The sequence below is a fragment of the Deinococcus fonticola genome (genome assembly GCF_004634215.1).
Taxonomy (GTDB): domain Bacteria; phylum Deinococcota; class Deinococci; order Deinococcales; family Deinococcaceae; genus Deinococcus; species Deinococcus fonticola.
The window spans coordinates 25,856-42,682 of sequence record NZ_SMMH01000004.1 but is presented as its reverse complement, the minus strand read 5'-3'; the positions used below and the strand labels follow the sequence as shown (position 1 = coordinate 42,682).

General features: G+C 64.0%; 15 protein-coding genes. 5 read left to right on the top strand and 10 right to left on the bottom strand.

What is annotated here, in order from left to right:
* Positions 1-238 precede the first annotated feature (238 nt).
* The 6 genes from E5Z01_RS03465 to E5Z01_RS03440 form a co-directional block, all read right to left on the bottom strand.
* Positions 239-706 (bottom strand): hypothetical protein, encoded by a 468-nt coding sequence (locus E5Z01_RS03465; protein ID WP_119765803.1) that lies wholly within the window; start codon positions 704-706, stop codon positions 239-241.
* 48 nt (positions 707-754) lie between these two features.
* Entirely contained in the window at positions 755-1,624 is an 870-nt protein-coding gene (locus E5Z01_RS03460) for a DciA family protein (protein WP_135228104.1), read from the bottom strand.
* Between the two features lie 82 nt (positions 1,625-1,706).
* Positions 1,707-2,774, bottom strand: a complete 1,068-nt coding sequence (recF, locus tag E5Z01_RS03455; RefSeq protein ID WP_135228103.1) for a DNA replication/repair protein RecF — start codon at positions 2,772-2,774, stop codon at positions 1,707-1,709.
* A gap of 27 nt (positions 2,775-2,801) precedes the next feature.
* Complete coding sequence (locus tag E5Z01_RS03450) at positions 2,802-3,725, bottom strand: P1 family peptidase (RefSeq protein WP_135228102.1); 924 nt, start codon at positions 3,723-3,725, stop codon at positions 2,802-2,804.
* 135 nt (positions 3,726-3,860) lie between these two features.
* Complete coding sequence (locus E5Z01_RS03445; protein ID WP_135228101.1) at positions 3,861-4,598, bottom strand: response regulator; 738 nt, start codon at positions 4,596-4,598, stop codon at positions 3,861-3,863.
* Positions 4,595-5,305, bottom strand: coding sequence for a sensor histidine kinase (locus E5Z01_RS03440; protein ID WP_240738164.1), 711 nt, complete (start codon positions 5,303-5,305; stop codon positions 4,595-4,597). The genes E5Z01_RS03445 and E5Z01_RS03440 overlap by 4 nt, the downstream gene beginning before the upstream one ends.
* 191 nt (positions 5,306-5,496) lie before the next feature.
* On the opposite strand from E5Z01_RS03440, the gene E5Z01_RS03435 reads away from it, so the two are divergent.
* Positions 5,497-6,579: a transposase gene (locus E5Z01_RS03435; protein WP_225983198.1), complete on the top strand. Its 1,083-nt coding sequence runs from the start codon at positions 5,497-5,499 to the stop codon at positions 6,577-6,579.
* Between the two features lie 14 nt (positions 6,580-6,593).
* Here the strand turns inward: E5Z01_RS03435 and E5Z01_RS03430 are convergent, their stop codons facing one another.
* Positions 6,594-7,367: a sensor histidine kinase gene (locus E5Z01_RS03430; protein WP_240738163.1), complete on the bottom strand. Its 774-nt coding sequence runs from the start codon at positions 7,365-7,367 to the stop codon at positions 6,594-6,596.
* Between the two features lie 360 nt (positions 7,368-7,727).
* Here E5Z01_RS03430 and E5Z01_RS03425 point away from each other — a divergent pair, with 360 nt between their 5' ends.
* The 3 genes from E5Z01_RS03425 to E5Z01_RS03415 all read left to right on the top strand — a co-directional run bounded on the left by E5Z01_RS03425 (position 7,728) and on the right by E5Z01_RS03415 (position 10,972).
* Entirely contained in the window at positions 7,728-8,681 is a 954-nt protein-coding gene (locus E5Z01_RS03425; RefSeq protein ID WP_135228100.1) for a Bug family tripartite tricarboxylate transporter substrate binding protein, read from the top strand.
* Between the two features lie 91 nt (positions 8,682-8,772).
* A complete protein-coding gene (locus E5Z01_RS03420; protein ID WP_135228099.1) occupies positions 8,773-9,294 on the top strand; it encodes a tripartite tricarboxylate transporter TctB family protein in 522 nt (173 codons plus the stop codon).
* Between the two features lie 145 nt (positions 9,295-9,439).
* Positions 9,440-10,972 (top strand): tripartite tricarboxylate transporter permease, encoded by a 1,533-nt coding sequence (locus E5Z01_RS03415; RefSeq protein WP_135228098.1) that lies wholly within the window; start codon positions 9,440-9,442, stop codon positions 10,970-10,972.
* Positions 10,973-11,380: 408 nt separating this feature from the next.
* On the opposite strand, the gene sodA is transcribed toward E5Z01_RS03415, so the two are convergent.
* Positions 11,381-12,010 (bottom strand): superoxide dismutase [Mn], encoded by a 630-nt coding sequence (gene sodA / locus E5Z01_RS03410; protein WP_135228097.1) that lies wholly within the window; start codon positions 12,008-12,010, stop codon positions 11,381-11,383.
* Positions 12,011-12,221: 211 nt separating this feature from the next.
* Positions 12,222-13,397, bottom strand: coding sequence for a tetratricopeptide repeat protein (locus E5Z01_RS03405; protein WP_135228096.1), 1,176 nt, complete (start codon positions 13,395-13,397; stop codon positions 12,222-12,224).
* A gap of 256 nt (positions 13,398-13,653) precedes the next feature.
* Here E5Z01_RS03405 and cpdB point away from each other — a divergent pair, with 256 nt between their 5' ends.
* Positions 13,654-15,573 carry a 2',3'-cyclic-nucleotide 2'-phosphodiesterase gene (cpdB, locus tag E5Z01_RS03400; protein WP_135228095.1) on the top strand — a complete coding sequence of 640 codons (1,920 nt, stop codon included), beginning with the start codon at positions 13,654-13,656 and terminating at the stop codon, positions 15,571-15,573.
* Between the two features lie 71 nt (positions 15,574-15,644).
* Here cpdB and E5Z01_RS03395 read toward each other — a convergent pair whose 3' ends face one another.
* Positions 15,645-16,787, bottom strand: a complete 1,143-nt coding sequence (locus E5Z01_RS03395; RefSeq protein ID WP_135228094.1) for a hypothetical protein — start codon at positions 16,785-16,787, stop codon at positions 15,645-15,647.
* Positions 16,788-16,827 lie beyond the last annotated feature (40 nt).

Here is a 16,827-nt window from a genome sequence, read left to right as displayed (position 1 = left end):
GCTTTTTCTCGCTCGTCTGGGGACGCAGAGTTCAGCCCCTACGCGGTTCCACCCCAGTTCCAGCGGCCGCGGTCTGCGGCGACTGGCCCTTTTGTGTTGTCAGCTCCCCGCTGCCCTTCGCGCGCTGTTATCCGTCTGGCTCTCACCGTCCCAGACTCGCTCGTGAACACGTGGCGCGGTACTCCTGCGGTTCAACGCCTGCCGCTATTGTGCGACGCAGTAGGCGAGGGGGTCAAGCTCAGCGGTTAGGCAACAGGTAATTGACGCTGAGGCCAGCGCTGTAAATAATCCCGGCACGGGCCTGTAACTCTACCTGGGCCGCCTTGAAGTTCCTCCCCACCAGCGCGTGGACGTTGATGAGGCCCACCGCAGATCCCTGCGTGAGGGTGATGTCCCCGGTTCCCAGGGCCACGCCACTCCCCAGACCAACGCCAAAGTAAGTGGCTCCCCGGCTGAGGATGGTGCCGTCGAGCCGGAGGATAGGCAGCACGAAAGCGCCCGCACTGAGCCGGGCACGGGCACTGAAGTATTGCGAAAGGGGGGTGGTGGCCGAAATAGAAACACCGGGAACGATGCCCAGTCCTGGGGCGTCCGCGACGATAATCCCGGTGCCCTCCACACTTAACCCCAGATGAATATCGGCGGCATTCGCGGTGCAAGGCAGCAGAGCCGCTGTGGCGGCGATCTTTAAAAAAGTGACTTTCACCCAGGCAGTGTAGAGCTGGAAAAAAGTTCACCCCAGCAGGTTTGAGGCTTACCCGTTTTCGCCGCGCCCCGCCGTGAGCACCTGCCGGGGTTTTTCGGGCAGGTGCTGAAGGTCGGCTTTTCGGAGTGACGCGATGGGTTTCTCCAGGTGCAGGCACAGATAAACCCGCGCCTGAATTCGCAGGAAATCCACGTACTCCGCCGCGCCGCCGCCGCGCACGCACTCGACGGCCAGCAGGTCGAGCTGGTCTTTCAGCTGCTCCAGCGCCAGGAACTTCGCGGCGTTCTGGCCGCTGTCCCCCAGCGTCCCTTCCAGTTCGCCCAGGCGTTCGGGTTCGCGCACGATTTTCCGGGCGGCGCGTTTCACGTTCGGGTCTTCCAGCGTCAGGGCACACGCCCGGCAGGGTTGCTCCTGGCTGGGTTCGCCGCACACCGGGCAGGGCCGCCAGCCCTGTTCCTCGCGCCATTTGCGGGCGCGGGTAATGGCCTCGGCGGCCCGCAAGGCCACCTGCTTGAGTTCGGGGTCTTGCACGTCCTGCACCAGTTTGCGCGCCCGCGCCCGGTCCGGGGCCGGCAGCGGCGCAGCGCGCGGCGCGTCCGGCGGGGGCCTGACCGTGCCCACACTGAAGCGAATTTCCGTGACATTACGGTCATTCATCAGTTCGTTCAGGCGCCTGATGAAGTGATGGCGCTGCATGGTCAGGTGGTGGGCCGCCGCGCTGTCGCGCACCTCCACGAACAGGGTGCCCCCCTGCTGGGAACGCGGTCTGGTGAGCCTGGCGATCTCCGGCCCCACCGCGTGCGGCCACAGCAGAATGGCCCGCGCCTTCTCGACCCCGCGCGCCAGCCGCGCCGTTCCCAGGGTCGCGCCCATCAGCTTGCTCATGTCCAGCGGGCCGCCCGCGCGCCGCCGGGTCACCGCGAACCTACAGTTCGGCGGCTGGCCGAGGGGCAAGGGGAGAGGGCCAGCATCCTGCCTGCACTGCTTCTGCCTGGCCTGGTCATGCCTGGACTTCCTGCGGTTCAATCTGCGTGAACCGCCCGGCACTGGCCCGCAGCGTCAGCGCCGCGCCGGGGGCGTGTTCGGTGCCGGTCACAATTGCCTGGGGGACGCTGGCTGCCAGGTGGAGCAGGTACTGGCGGCGGTTCGGGTCGAGTTCCGCCGTGAAATCGTCGACGAGCAGCACGGGTTTCTCGCCGAATTTCTCGGCCAGCAGTTCCAGTTCGGCGCGCCGCAGCGCCAGGGCCACGGTGCGGCCTTCACCCCGGCTGGCGAAGTCGCTGGCGGGAAAGTCGCCCAGCGTCAGGAGCAGGTCGTCGCGGTGCGGGCCGGTCACGGTGGAGCCGCGCGCCAACTCCTCGGCGCGGCGTCCGGCCAGGTCAGCGGCGTAGGTTTCGGGGGCGGTGGACTCGCTGAGGGTCAAGACCAGCGGTTTGCGGCTGCCCAGGGCAGTGTTCGCCTCGCGCGCCAGTTCGTCCAGGCGCGACAGCGCGCGGCGGCGAAACAGCATGATGTCGGTGCCCAGTTTTACCAGCGCCTCGTCCCAGACGTGCATGGCCCAGTTCTCGCCGGCCCGCAGGGCCGCGTTGCGCTGCGACACCGTGCGCTCGTAGCGGGAGAGCTGCTGCCCGTAGCGCGCACTCAGGCGCGAGAGCAGCGAATCCAGGTACGTCCGCCGCCCGGCGGGGGGGCCGAACACCAGTTCGCTGTCCTCCGGGCGAATCCACACCGCGCTGCCCCGCGGCAGATCGCCGGTGCGGCTGCGAATGCCGTCCACCTTCATCTGGCGCCGCCCACGCCCCAGCCCGACCTCCTGAATGCTGAGGCTGCCGCCCTGCTGCAAATCCGCCCGTACGTACGCTTCCTTTTCGCCCAGTTGCACCAGTTGTTCCAGCCGCGAAACGTCGGTTTGCCCGGTGAGGGCCAGGTAGGCGGCCTCCAGCAGGTTGGTTTTCCCCGCGCCGTTCTCGCCGTAAATGCCGGTGACGCCCTCCGGGAATTCCAGGGTTCCCGGCGCGAGGTTCCGGTAATTCAGAGTAGACAGGGCCGACAGCAGCACAGGGGAGATTCTAGAGGGTTTGGGAGCGCGCGACCGTCACTGCGGATGCTCTTGGCGGCCAGGGTCGGCCATCCTCACCGCGTCTCGTACCGCCGCGCACACCGCCTCCTGCACCAATGCGCCCAGCAGCAGGGGGTCTGCGGCAGGTTTCACGGCGCTGCTGAGCATAAAGGCGCTGTCCCCGTCCCAGAAGGTGTGGCTGGGGTGAATGACGCGGGCCAGGGCGCACTGCGCGGCGTCTGCGAAGCGGCGGCAATCAGCTTTCGAGAGGGCATGCTCGGTCACGACCGCCACCAGGGTGGTGCTTTCCACGTCCCCGGGCGTGAAATTCGGCGTGCCGAGGCCAGCCACCTGAGCAACCGTGCCGGAACCGGCCAGCACGCGGCCCCGCTCGTCCAGCACATCGCCAATAGCGTTCACCACCGCAACTGCGCCCACACTGACGCCGTGGCGTTCCAGAAAAACGCTGCCCAGGCCGCCGGGCACGCCTCCCCCCGCGTACTTCCCGGCGGTCGCGCCCGTTCCCGCGCCGATTCGCCCACGCCGCACCGGGTCGTCCGACGCCGTGCGGGCCGCGTGTTCCCCCGCCGCCGCGTCCGGTCTGGCCCGCGCGTCACCCACGCCCAGGTCGTAAATGACCGCCGCCGGCACGATGGGCACCCGCGCCCACGGTGTCTCGTGACCGATGCCGCGCTCTTCCAGCACCTTCACCACCCCCTGCGCCGCGCCCAGCCCGAAGGCGCTGCCGCCCGTCAGCAGCAGGGCGTGAACGCGCTCCACCTTCTTCTCCGGGGACAGCAGCACGCCCTCACGCGTGCCCGGGCTCGGCCCCAGGAACGACCCGGACGCCACCGCACCCTCCGGCGGGCACAGGATCACCGTACAGCCCGTCAACCCCACCGGATCTGTCCAGTGACCCACCCGGAAACCCGGCACCGCCGTCAGCGTCGAATTGTTCATGCTGACAGTGTGGCAGGCGAGGAAGGCGGGTGGGCTAGGCGTGGTCGATTGTGAAGCAAAGAGGCTTGTGGCGTGCTGCTGGTGACCTGCAAGGACATGACTGGGAGGGTGTTTTTTCTATCGACTTTTAACTGGTCATACCTCTGGGGCATCAGCCAGCGGCGGCTGGGCCTCTGCGCCGGTTGCCCGGTACAGTTTCGCGGGTCTGCCGGCCTGACCATACTGGTGCTCCAGCACGGCCAGGCCGGTGCGGACGAGGTGCTCCAGGTAACGCCAGGCGGTCACGCGCGAGAGACCCACACGTTCACCCACTTCCTCGGCGCTCAGGGCCGCGCCCGCTTCCGTCAGGGCGGCGACCACCCGTTCCAGCGTGTGCGGGTCGATGCCGCGTGGCAGGAGTTCGGTGGGCGCGGGCGTCACGCCCAGCAGGCGATCCAGGCTGGCCTGATCGAGTCTGGCTTCGCTCTGGCGGGTGTTCGCGGCGGCGCGGCGGGCGCGGTGCCGGGCCAGCAACTCCGAGAGCCTCGCGGCGGTAAAGGGTTTAATCAGGTAATCGAAAGCCCCCTGCGCCAGCGCCAGGCGAATGCTGGGTTCATCGTCGGCGGCAGTGATCAGGGCCACGTCGTTGGTCATGCCGTTGGTGCGCCAGTGCCGCAGCAGTCCCAGGCCGCTACCGTCGGGCAGATGCACGTCCAGCAGGATCAGGTCGGGCTTCAGCGCCAGCGCCAGCGCGTCCCCCTGCTGGCAGGTGCTGGCGCTGCCCACCACGTGAACATCCGGGTCACGTTCCAGCAGGTCGCGGTTGACGCGGGCCACCCGCAGGTCGTCCTCGACCAGCAGGACACGCACACTTTGAAGGTTCTGTGGGTTCATGCTTGACCTCCTGGCGGGCCGGCGGCTGGCGCGGGCAGACTCACCTCGAACACGGTGCGCCCGGCGCGGCGCGTATGGCGAATGGTGCCGCCCAGCGCGTGAATGCGTGCGCCGACCCCGGCCAGACCGTAGCCGTGCCCTTCACCTTTAGTGGTGGCCCCCTGCGTGAACAGCCGTTCGGTGATGTCCGGGCTGACGCCGGGGCCGCTGTCCTCGACCTCGATCTGCATGCCTTCCGGGTCTTCACCGATCAGCACCGTCACCTCGCCCGGTTGACCGCCGAGGGCCTCGAACGCATTCTGCGTCAGGTTGCCCACGGCGCTGACCAGGGTGTCCGCGTGGCGTTCCCACAGGGGCGACAGGTGGCTGCCCTCGGCGATCACGAAGTGGATGTTCAACTCCTGCGCCCGCTCGCGCTTGCCGGCCAGCAGGGCCACCAGCCGCGGCACCTGCACGTCCCGCAGCAACTGCCGGAACTCGGCGTCCGCCTGGATTTCGGCGTTCAGGACGCGCAGGGCCTCCTCGTGGCGGCCCAGTTGCAACAGTCCCGAGATGACGTGCAGGCGGTTCTGGTACTCGTGAGACTGCGCCCGCAGCACGTCCACGAACCCCCGGGCGTGCGTCAATTCGTCGGCCAGCGCCACTGCCTCGGCCCGGTCACGGAAGCCCGCCACGAACCCGCCGCCCTCCAGCGGTTCGATGTTCACCAGAAAAGGCTGACCGCGCAGCGCTGACGGCCTGACAGAAAGTATGAGAAAGCGTCCCCGATGCGGGATGCTTTTTGTTCGTGACAACAGAAACACTCCTTGGGGACGCTCCTCGACTCTACCAGTCTGTCTTCGATCACGTCAAAAACGCCTTCTGGAACGATATCCGGAACGCTAAAACGTGTGCCTGGATGGTTGCCGCACTCATTCTCTCTCGGCGAGCCACGCCATCAGCGTGGCTTCCTTATTTGCCTGCTGGGCGATATGCCCAGAGCATAGAACGGCAGATTGTGCGCTGGCTCGATAACAAACACATCAATGCGACCGACATCTACGGCCCAGCCGTCATGAAGGCTTTACGCCACTGGGGGCCACACGTCCTCAAATTGGCCTTGGACACCAGCATGCTGTTCAACACGTACTGCATGATCCGCATCTCCATTTTGTTCCGTGGACGAGCGGTTCCGCTCGTCACCCGAGTCATCAAGCATGCCAGCGCACAGGTCAGCACCGAACAATTGACGCCGATCATTGCCCAGGCCAGGGGAATCCTTGCGGCGGCAGGCATCGACAACGTGAGGTTCCTGGCTGATCGAGGCTTTTGTGATGTCGAGTTGATGGATTTACTGTCTCAGTGCGGATGGAACTATATCATTCGCATCAAATCCAGCCTGCTGCTGTGTGCAGCAAACGGGCAGAGGCTGTGTAAAGTGGGTGAGGTCGCTCTTCAAGTTGGCGAAGCGAAGTGCTTCCATAACATGCGACTGACAGGCCAAAAATATGGCCCAGTACATCTGGCGCTTGCTCGTCCCGCTCATGGGCAGGACACCTGGCAAGTCGTGAGCAATGAGCCGACCAGTCTGGAAACCTTGGAAGTCTACGGTGAACGCTTTGGTATCGAAGAAGGCTTCCTGGACGATAAAAGTGGACTCTTCCAGTTGGAAGAGTCCATGTTGCGCGATGAAGGAAAATTGGAGAGATTGTGTCTGATTCTTTCGTTGGCAACGCTCTTTCTCGTATCTGAAGGTGATGCCTGTGTCGCACAAGGCCACCGGAGACTCGTTGATCCGCACTGGGAGCGCGGTATCAGTTTCCTCAAAATCGGTATGAATCGCATCAAACAGGCACTGTCTTGGGGTGAACAGGTGTTGAAGCAGGTCGCACTGATCGGTGGGCCTGATCCCGCCCCGCTCGGTCATCGGAAGCAAAAGAATCCTGACCCTTTTGACTGCTTTAACTGTGTGTGGGTGCTGATTTCCGCTCCGCCCTCATAAAATCTGTCAGGCCGTCAGCCGCGCAGCGTCAACTCCAGATTCTGCTCACGGGTGCGGGTGCCCGCGCGCGTCAGTTCCGCCAGTTCCGGCCACCCCTGCTCCAGCGGCGTGGGCGTGGAACTTCGTTGCAAATCCTCGCTGGCCCGCTCGCTGATCAGCGTGATGTTCGCGTTACTGTCCACGGCGATCACGCCTTCGCGCAGGGCGGCCAGCACTGCCCGCTGCTGAGACACCACCGCCGTGATCTGCTCGGGTTCCAGGTTCAGAATTTCCGCCCGCAATCGCCGGGCCGTCCAGCTGGCGCCCCCCATGCCCAGGGCCAGCGCCAGCAGGAACCACGGCGCCAGGCTCAGCAGGCTCTGTGCGGCCAGGTGCCACGCCTGCGGCATCAGGTAGCCGGTGCTGACCACGCCCACCACCCGCGAACCTTTCACACCGCCCGCCCAGATGGGCACTTTCCCGCGCACGCTGGGCCCCAGGCTGCCGCGGGCCACGCTCACCACCTCGCGCCCCGCCAGCGGCTCAGTGTTGTCGCCGCCTTCCATGGGTTTGCCCAGGCGGTCTTTCACCGGGTGGGCCAGCCGGATGCCCCGCGCGTTCCCCACCACGATGAAATCCGCCTCGCTCTCGTCCAGCAGGTCGTTCACCTGCGCGTTCAGGGCGGCGTTCTGGCCCCCCTGTTGCGCTCCCTGGAACACGATGGGCAGTTGCGCCACGATCCGGCTGGTGGTCAGCGCCCGTTCGCCCAGGCGTGTGCGGGCCGCGCCGTAAAACTGAAAGGTCTGCACCAGCGGTCTGCACCAGCACCAGCAGGGCGGTCATGGCGCACAGCACCAGCACATGCAGCCGCACCAGCCGGCCCTGAAGGCCCAGCCCCGGGCGGCCCAGCAGCACGCGGCCCAGGCGGGAACGGGGTTGAGGAGGCGTCAGGGACACACGCATGAGACTTGCGGGCATTGTAGGCACAGCCTGCCGGCCCCGGCGGGACTTAAGTTCATTGCGTTCACGGTCGTGCATAAAGAACACTAAAAAACGCGTGTTCCACGTTGCTTTTCTGGCCTGGCGCCCTTACGGTAGGGGGACAGTTAGCACAATTCAGTCGTGTGCCGAACCGGAACCATCCGGGCCGCACCACTCAAGGAGTCCCCATGAACAAAGCCGCCCTTCTGGCCGCCCTGACCCTGACCGCCCTGGCCCCCAGCGCCGCACAGGCGCAAAGCCTCAACAACCTGCGCATCATGGCCCCCGCCAGCCCCGGCGGCGGCTGGGACCAGACCAGCCGCGCCCTCCAGACCGCCCTGCAAACCACCGGCATCGCCAAACCCGTGCAGGTGTTCAACGTTCCCGGCGCGGGCGGCACCATCGGCCTGGCGCAACTGGCGAACGCCAAAGGCGACGGCTCGCAACTCATGACCATGGGCCTGGTGATGGTGGGCGCCATCATTACCAACGGCAGCAAAGTCGATCTCAGCAAAACCACGCCCATCGCCCGCCTCACCGGCGAGTACGAGGTGCTGGTGGTGCCTGCGGGCAGCCCCTACAAGAACATGAAGGACTTCGCCGCCGCCTGGAAGGCCAACAACGGCCTGGCCATCGCCGGGGGCAGCGCCGGCGGCACCGATCACATGCTGGTGGGCCTGCTGGCCAAGGCTGCCGGCATCGACCCCAGGAAAATGAACTATGTCCCCTTCAGCGGGGGCGGTGAAACCCTCGCCGCCGTGCTGGGCAACCAGGTGGCCGGAGCCGTCGCCGGATACGGCGAATTCGAGGCGCAGGTGAAGGCCGGGAAACTCCGCGTCATCGGCATCAGCTCCCCCAAACGCCAGGCCGGCATCGACGCCCCCACCTTCCGCGAACAGGGGTACAAAGTCGAACTGTCCAACTGGCGCGGCATCGTCGCCGCCCCCGGCATCAAGGCCGCCGACAGGGCCAAACTGGTCGAAGCCCTCGACAGGATGCACGAAAGCAAGGAGTGGCAGGACACCCTGAAAACCCGCGGCTGGACTGACCTGTACCTCAGCGGCCCCAAATACTCACTGTTCCTGAAGACCGAAGCCGCCCGCGCCAAGGGCATCCTCCAGGAAATCGGCCTCGCCAAGTAAGCCAGTGCGGGCGGAGCGGCAGGCAAGCTGCTCCGCCTTTTTTGTCTTTCCTGCATTCAGATTCCTGGCTTTCAGGATTTCAGGAGGCCCGATGACTCAATCCCCGTCCGCCCCACCCGTCACGCCAGCGCGGCCCGGCATCAGCCCGGCTGACCTGGCGGTCGCCATAGGCATCACCCTGGTGGGCGTGCTGCTGCTGCTCGGCACGTTAAAAATCCCCTTCGGGATCAACGCGGTGGTTGGCCCGCGCGTGTTTCCGCTGATCGTCAGCATCGGCACCATGGCGCTGGGCGGCCTGCTGACCCTGAATGCCCTGCGCGGTGACCGGGCCGAACCGGGCCTGGAAGAAGACACGGATCCGGACGCGCCCATCAACCACGTGAACCCGGCCGTCATCATGGTGGGGTTTCTGATCGGGTCGTTTCTACTGCCGTCGCTGGGTTTCGTGATCGGCACGGCGGTTATGTACTTCAGCGTGGCTTACGCCTTCAGTGAGCGGCGCTACGGCCTGATGGTCGGCGTGGCGCTGATCGTGGCCCTCATCACCTACGTGCTGTTCACCAGAGGCCTGGGCCTGACCTTGCCGCCGGGCATCCTGAAGGGAATTCTCTGATGACCTTAACCCTCCGGTCTTTCAGTCCACGCGCTGATGGTGGCCTTCCAGCCCTCCGGGTTGAGGTCTTTTCTCCTCCCCCCGCTGCTTCGCCGCAGTGCCTGTCTGCTCGCCGCTGCGCTGACGCTCAGCGTGGAGAACTTTAATGGACGCCCTCACCTCCCTGTTTGCCGGGTTCGAAACGGCCCTGCACCCCATGAACCTCCTGTATGCCCTGATCGGCGTGACCCTGGGCACCCTGGTGGGCGTGCTGCCCGGCATCGGCCCGGCCCTCACGGTGGCACTGCTGCTGCCCGTCACGGCTAAGTTGCCGCCTGTCAGTGCCTTTATCATGTTCGCCGGGATTTATTACGGCGGGATGTTTGGCGGGTCGACCACCAGCATCCTGCTGAATACGCCGGGCGAGTCCGCCAGCATCATCACCGCGCTGGAAGGCAACAAGATGGCCCGGCGCGGGCGCGCCGCCGCCGCGCTGGCCACCGCCGCCATCGGTTCGTTCATCGCGGGCACCATCGGCACCATGCTGCTCACTTTCTTTGCCCCGGCCATCGCCAACATCGCGGTGCAGATTCCGCCCAGCGCCAAGTTCGCCATGATCATGCTGGCCTTCGTGACCATCAGTGCCACCTTCGGCAATAGCCCCCTGCGCGGGCTGCTGAGCCTGTTTTTCGGCCTGTCCATCGGCCTGATCGGCACGGACCTGCAAAGCGGACAGGCCCGCTTCACGCTGGGATTCCCGGAACTGCTCGACGGCATCGACTTCGTGACCGTCGTGATCGGCCTGTTCGCCATCGGGGAGACGCTGTACGTCGCCAGCCGCTACCGCAAGACGCAGGACGTGATCAAGCTCGAAGGCGGCGCGACCATGAAACGCGACGACTGGCGCAGAAGCTGGGGGCCGTGGCTGCGCGGCACCGCCCTGGGCTTCCCCTTCGGGGCGCTCCCTGCGGGCGGCGCGGAGATTCCCACCTTCCTCAGTTACACCCTGGAAAAGCGTCTCAGCAAACACCCCGAGGAATTCGGCAAGGGAGCCATTGAGGGTGTGGCCGGGCCGGAAGCCGCCAACAACGCTTCTGCCGCAGGGGTGCTGGTGCCGCTCCTCACCCTGGGGCTGCCCACCAGTGCCACCGCCGCCATCCTGCTGGCCGCCTTCCAGCAGTACGGCCTGCAACCTGGCCCGCTGCTGTTCATGACCAACGGCGACCTGGTGTGGGGCCTCATTGCCAGCCTGTACATCGGCAACGTCATGCTGCTGCTGCTGAACCTGCCGCTGGCGGGCGTGTGGGCCAGACTGCTGCTGATTCCGCGCCCCTACCTGTACGCTGGCATTCTGGTGTTCAGCACGGTGGGCGTGTACAGCCTCAACAACAGCGTGTTCGACCTGGTGCTGCTGGCGATCTTCGGCGTCATCGGGTACGGCATGCGCCGCTTCGACTTCCCGGTCACGCCCGCCATCATCGGCGTGGTGCTGGGGCCGACCGCCGAAAGTTTCTTCCGCACCGCCCTGCAACAGAGCAACGGTGACTTCAGCATCTTCGTCAGGCAGCCCCTGACCGCGTTCATCCTGTTCATCGTGCTGCTGGCCCTGGTCGTTCCGGCCATCCTGCGCCTGCGCGCCAGGCGCGCCCAGCCCCCCATTCCGCCCCACACCGACGCCATCATGTTTGACAAGGAATGACCCTGACGGCAAAAAGCTAAGGGCAAAAGGCAACCCCCCAGTCAACCTGGCTGGGGGTTATTTTCTGGTTTGGCTGAAACTCCAGATTTTCCCCAGCAGCGCGCCCAGCAGATAAGCCATGCCAAGAGGGAAGACCACACCGAACAGCCCGTACATGCCCAGATCGATGTTCGCCACCGCCAGTAAAGCCAGCGGTAGGGAACATTCTCAAACTTGTCAGGAGGACAGACACTTTTCGCCAGTCAAATTCCGGGCCACGCAGCAACACGGCCGGGTCACCCAGAAAGTTGATGCCCAGCATCAGCCAGGGGAGGCGTAATGACTACGGCACACCCCAGCGTCAGCCAACAATAAAAAACCCCCGGTCAAATTCGACTGGGGGTCTTTCCAATGCTTGAACCGTTTTGTTTACTTCGCAGCGGCGTAGCGCTTGCTGACTTCGTCCCAGTTCACGACGTTCCAGAAGGCCTTCAGGTAATCGGGGCGCTTGTTCTGGTAGTTCAGGTAGTAGGCGTGCTCCCACACGTCCACGCCCAGGATGGGGGTGCCGCTGACGCCGGCCACGCCCTCGCCCATCAGGGGATTGTCCTGGTTGGCGGTGCTGACCACGGCCACCTGGCCGCCTTTCACGACCAGCCAGGCCCAGCCCGAGCCGAAACGGGTCTTGGCGGCGTCCTCGAACTTCTCCTTGAAGGCGTCGAAGGAACCGAAGGCACTGTTGATGGCGTCCATCAGTTCGCCGCTGGGTTGGTTGTTGTCGCCCTGCCCTGGCCCCATGACCTGCCAGAACAGGCTGTGGTTGGCGTGACCACCCGCGTTGTTGCGCAGAACCATTTTCTTGTCGGTGGGCACGCTGTCCAGCTTCTGCAGCAGTTCCTCGACGGGCAGGTCAGCCCACTCGGTGCCTTCCAGCGCCTTGTTGGCGTTGTCGATGTAGGTCTGGTGGTGCTTGGTGTGGTGAATCTCCATGGTGCGCTGGTCGATGTGGGGGGCCAGGGCGTCGTAAGCGTAGGGCAGGGGGGGCAGGGTGTAAGCCATGTTGAATTCTCCTTTTCTCAGCACTTGAATGCCTTGCGTGCTGCCTGACCCTCATCTTACCCGCGCCCCATGAGCCTGACTTCTCGCCGTCACCTTTACCTGGGCTTAAAAAACCTCCCCGGTGTGGTGGGGAGGTCAGAGAGGGATGGGGCCGGCAGGGGGGGCGGGCGGCGCATTGTTCGGCGTCCTTCTGCCTAATTCCCAAGCCGCTTTACTGCACGCGCTTGAGGGCGTCTTTGGCCAGCTGGTAGTTGGGATTCAGGTTCAGGGCCTTCTGGTAATTCTCTCGCGCCTTGGTCTTGTCGGGGGCGATCAGGCCGGAGCCGCGCTCGAAGCTGAGCCCCAGGTAGTACACGTACTCGGGGGTGTTGCTGCCCAGTGCGGCGGCTTTCGTGAGGTTCTCGCGGGCGGCCTGCAGGCTGTTCTCGTCCAGCGCAATGCGGCCCAGGTAGTAGTAGAACTCCGGGTAACGCAGGGCTTCGAGCCTCACGGCCTGGGTCAGTTGTGTTCTGGCAGTGGCGCTGTCTTTGGCAAGGTAACTGACCACGCCGTACTGCCCGACGGCGTAGGCGTTGGCAGGGGCGAGGCGGGCGGCCTGCGCGGCCTCGGGTTTCGCGGCGGTGGTGTTGCCGTTCAGGGCCAGCAGTTTGGCGTAGTAGGCGCGGTTGTAGGCGTCACCGGGATCGATGATGACGGCCTGCTGCAGGGTCGTGATGGCCTGCGGCAGGTCACCGGTGGCGGCGTACATGTCGCCCAGGCTGTACAGCACCAGGCTGTTCTCGGGGGCCAGGGTGCTGGCCTGCTTGTAGTTCTGGATGGCTTTTGCTCCGTCACCCTTGAGTTTGTAGATGTTGCCCCGCTCGAAGGCCACTTTACTCAGGTTGTCGTTTTTGTCCTTGGCCGCGCCGGCGTTCGCCACGGCTTCGGCGTCCTGCATGACCCCCAGCGCCGTATCCAGGTTTTTGGCGGTGGCCGCCCGGTCGGAACTGGTGATGAACTCTTCCTCGTAAGCGCGGGCCAGCGCCAGAAAGCCGCTGATGCCGCTTGGGTCGGCCTTGATCAGGCTGCGCAGCGTCTCGATGGCGGGCTTGTAGAGCCGCAACTTCATCTGAGAACGGCCCAGGCCCAGCAGGGCCGTCGCGTTGCGCGGATCGAGTTCTGCGGCGGCGCGGAAGGCCACGTAAGCCTGATCGAATTTTCCCTGCGCGTAGTAAATGTTGCCCGACACCAGGTAATTCGATACCGGAATTTTGGGGGCTGGCGTGGAGGGAGCGGTCACCGGGGTGGCAGGAGCAGCGGGCGTGCTGGGGGCACTGGTTTGCGCCTGGGCCACGGCGAGCGCCGCGAGCACCGTCAGCGGCAGGGTTGAAAAGCGGTTGAATTTCACTTGAGAACCTCCGTGTCCCGTCAGCACCCGCAGGTGGGGGACGCAAGAAGAAAGAGCGCCTTGGAAAAGCAGGGGAGAACACCGTCTGGCGTCCGACAATAGTACCGTGCAAATGATACGTTCACGCCCCGCTCACGCGAATGAAGTTCCTGTGAGAGGCATGATTCCCCAGCGTCGTCCGGCGGCCTGACCCGCTCCTGACCTGTGTGAAATGGATGCCATCTTGACCTGAGAAAACTTATTATGCTGTCAGGGTATGAAACTGAAATTCATCGCCCTGACCGGAGCCCTGCTGCTCACTGTCGCGTCCGCGCAGGACACCCAGACCTTCGACCTGCGCATCCTGGAAACCACCGACCTGCACACCAGCGCCCTGGGCTATGACTACTACCAGGACAAACCCACCGGGGAGTTCGGTCTGGAGTACACCGCCACCCTGATCAACCAGGCCCGCGCCGAGAAACGCAACACCCTGCTGTTCGACAACGGCGACCTGATCCAGGGCAACCCGCTCGGTGATTACGTGGCCCGCGTCAACCCCCTGAAGGCCGGGCAGCAGCACCCCATGCACGCCGCCATGAAGGTACTCGGGTACAACGCCGCCACCCTCGGCAACCACGAGTTCAACTACGGTCTGCCGTACCTGGATCAGGTGCTGAAGCAGGCCCCCATGCCCGTCGTGACCGCCAACGTGTACCGCGACAACGGCAAGGGCGAACCCGGTGAGAACGCCTACACGCCCTACACCATCCAGCGCCACACCATTTACGACACCAGCGGTCGCCCCGCCATCATCAACGTCGGCGTGATCGGCTTCACGCCCCCGCAGATCGTCAATTGGGACAAAGCCTGGTTGCAGGGCAAGATCGTGACCGGGGACGCCGTGCAGGCCGCCCAGAAGTTCGTGCCCGAAATGAAAGCCAAAGGCGCGGACATTATCGTGGCTCTCGCGCACGGTGGCATCAACGCCGAGTACACGCCCGGCATGGAGAACTTCGCCGCGGCCCTCACCACCGTGCCCGGCATCGACGTGATCCTCAGCGGACACAGCCACCTGGAATTCCCCGGCAGCACCTACAAGAGCATCCCCGGCGCAAACCTGGAGAAAGGCACCATCAACGGCAAACCGGTCATGATGGCCGGATTCTGGGGCAACAACCTCGGCGTCACCGACCTGAAACTCAGCTTCAACCGCCAGGCTCAGCGCTGGACGATCACCGACGCCCAGAGCACCCTGCGCCCCATCTGGGACAAGACCAACAAGAAGAGTCTGGTCAGCCCGGACCCGCGCATCGCCGAGGCCGTGAAAGCCGCGCACGAAGGCACGCTGGCTTACGTCCGCGCCAAAGTCGCCGACCTCTCGACCCCCATCAACAGCTACTGGGCGCTGGTGCAGGACGACCCCAGTGTGCAACTGGTCAGCGCGGCCCAGACGGCTTACGTGAAAAAAGCGCTAGCCGACACCAAATACAAAGACCTGCCCGTGCTGAGCGCCGCCGCGCCCTTCAAAGCCGGTGGGCGCAGCGGGGCCAGCTATTACACCGACATTCCCGCCGGAACGCTCGCCATCAAGAACGTGGCTGACCTGTACGTGTACCCCAACACCGTTCAGGCCGTGCTGGTCAAGGGCAGCGACATCAAGGAGTGGCTGGAGCGCTCGGCCGGCCAGTTCAAACAGATCGATCCCAGCAGCAAAACTCCTCAGGCGCTCGTCGACGACAGTTTCCCCACCTACAACTTCGACGTGATTGACGGCGTCACCTACGAAATTGACGTGACCCAGCCCAGCAAGTACGACAGCAAAGGCCAGGTGGCCAATGCGGGCGCCAGCCGCATCAAGAACCTGATGTACCAGGGCACACCCATCGATCCTAACCAGGAATTCGTGGTCGCCACCAACAACTACCGCGCCAGCGGTGGCGGCAGCTTCCCCGGCCTGACCGGTCAGAACATCATCCTTCAGGCCCCCGACGAGACCCGCCAGGCCCTCATCAGCTACTTTCAGGAACAGAAAACCGTCAACCCCAGCGCCGACAACAACTGGAAGCTCACGCCCATTCCCGGCGCGACCCTGCTGGTGGTCAGCAGCCCCAACGCCCAGAAATACCTGCCTACCGGCGTCACCTTCATGAAAACCCGTGACGACGGCTTCGCCGAATATGAACTGAAGTGGTAAGCAAGTCGATGTAAATGGGAAGCGCCCCAAGCGTTGTGGGGCGCTTCTTTTATGCATATGCACGACGTGAATTACAATTCAAAAATCAGGTATTGCAGAATGCGCTGCTGGGGATGGTACCCTTTGGACAGATCCGAAGTTTCATTGTGGTAAGACGTGTAGGTGACATGGCCTTTGCCCACGGCCAGAGTAACCGTCAGCGGGCGGTCGGCTTTATCTTCCGGCATCTTGCCATACGTCAGAATTTCGCCGTCGACTCCCTTGTGCAGGGCGTTCATCACCACCCAGCCGCTCAGGAACCCCTCGATGTTCACGGTGTTGTCACTGTTGACGCAGGAACCACCCAGGCACGTCTGCGACTTCAACCAGGTCAGTAGTGCTGGCGTGACCGAGGCCTTTATGGTGATGTCGGCTGTTCCGATCTTGGCCGCATCCTCTGTCTCTGGGGTCGTTGCCGGGGTGCTGTCTGACCCACTGAAGTCGATGAGTTCAGGGAAGATTTCTTCGACCAGCGTGTAGGCCCAGTCGCTTGCGTAGATCTTGCCCCCTTCCTGCACGTACTGCCGGAGAATTTTCTTGTTGGCTTCTGTTAACGCAGTATCCAGCGTGAAGCCGCAGTTCCAGAACACTACTTTGTAATCGAAAATATTGGCCTTGCCGTTTTTGTCCTTGTCCTCGAAAAGGGCTTCATATTTGGCACTTTCAAAGAGGTCAAACGTCTGTGTCCCAGAGAGGAGATTGCCGTTGGTATCCAGGGTGCCGAAACCGAGGCGGCCCAGGATGTCCTGAATACTGTCGTAAGAACCTTTGACAACAGCCATGGTCGGCGAACCGAGGGCCGGAGAGCCGCCCAGGTTATAATTTTGCTTCTGGTAGGTGCCTGCCGTCTTGAATTGTTTTTTCAGGATCCCCTGAAAAACCCCTTTTTCCAGACGAATAGTTGCTTTGCCTTTGACCTGCCCGGAGAGTGTGAAATTGCCGTTTTCATCTGAACATGTGGCCATCCATTTGGCATCCGGCACTGTGCCGCAGGGTAACTGAGTTCCCTGCGGTTTTGTACTGAGGCTGTCTTCGACATAGACCAGGACATTGCCAATCGGTGTCGCACGGTCAGGTGCCACCGTTTTGCCCGTGATCTCCACAGCCCTGTACTCTGTGTCTGGCAGACCGGGGGTGACTGGCTTGGTGCCCCCTGTGTAATCGGTGTGACGCACGCCTCCACAACTCGCCAGCAAAATGGTCAGGGTAGCTGCA

Excerpts from the sequence above, each read along its gene's own strand:
- E5Z01_RS03450 (WP_135228102.1), bottom strand. The coding sequence starts at position 3,725 with ATGAACAATTCGACGCTGACGGCGGTGCCGGGTTTCCGGGTGGGTCAC.
- E5Z01_RS03445 (WP_135228101.1), bottom strand. The coding sequence starts at position 4,598 with ATGAACCCACAGAACCTTCAAAGTGTGCGTGTCCTGCTGGTCGAGGAC.
- E5Z01_RS03435 (WP_225983198.1), top strand. The coding sequence starts at position 5,497 with ATGGTTGCCGCACTCATTCTCTCTCGGCGAGCCACGCCATCAGCGTGG.
- E5Z01_RS03425 (WP_135228100.1), top strand. The coding sequence starts at position 7,728 with ATGAACAAAGCCGCCCTTCTGGCCGCCCTGACCCTGACCGCCCTGGCC.
- E5Z01_RS03420 (WP_135228099.1), top strand. The coding sequence starts at position 8,773 with ATGACTCAATCCCCGTCCGCCCCACCCGTCACGCCAGCGCGGCCCGGC.
- E5Z01_RS03415 (WP_135228098.1), top strand. The coding sequence starts at position 9,440 with ATGGACGCCCTCACCTCCCTGTTTGCCGGGTTCGAAACGGCCCTGCAC.
- sodA (WP_135228097.1), bottom strand. The coding sequence starts at position 12,010 with ATGGCTTACACCCTGCCCCCCCTGCCCTACGCTTACGACGCCCTGGCC.
- cpdB (WP_135228095.1), top strand. The coding sequence starts at position 13,654 with ATGAAACTGAAATTCATCGCCCTGACCGGAGCCCTGCTGCTCACTGTC.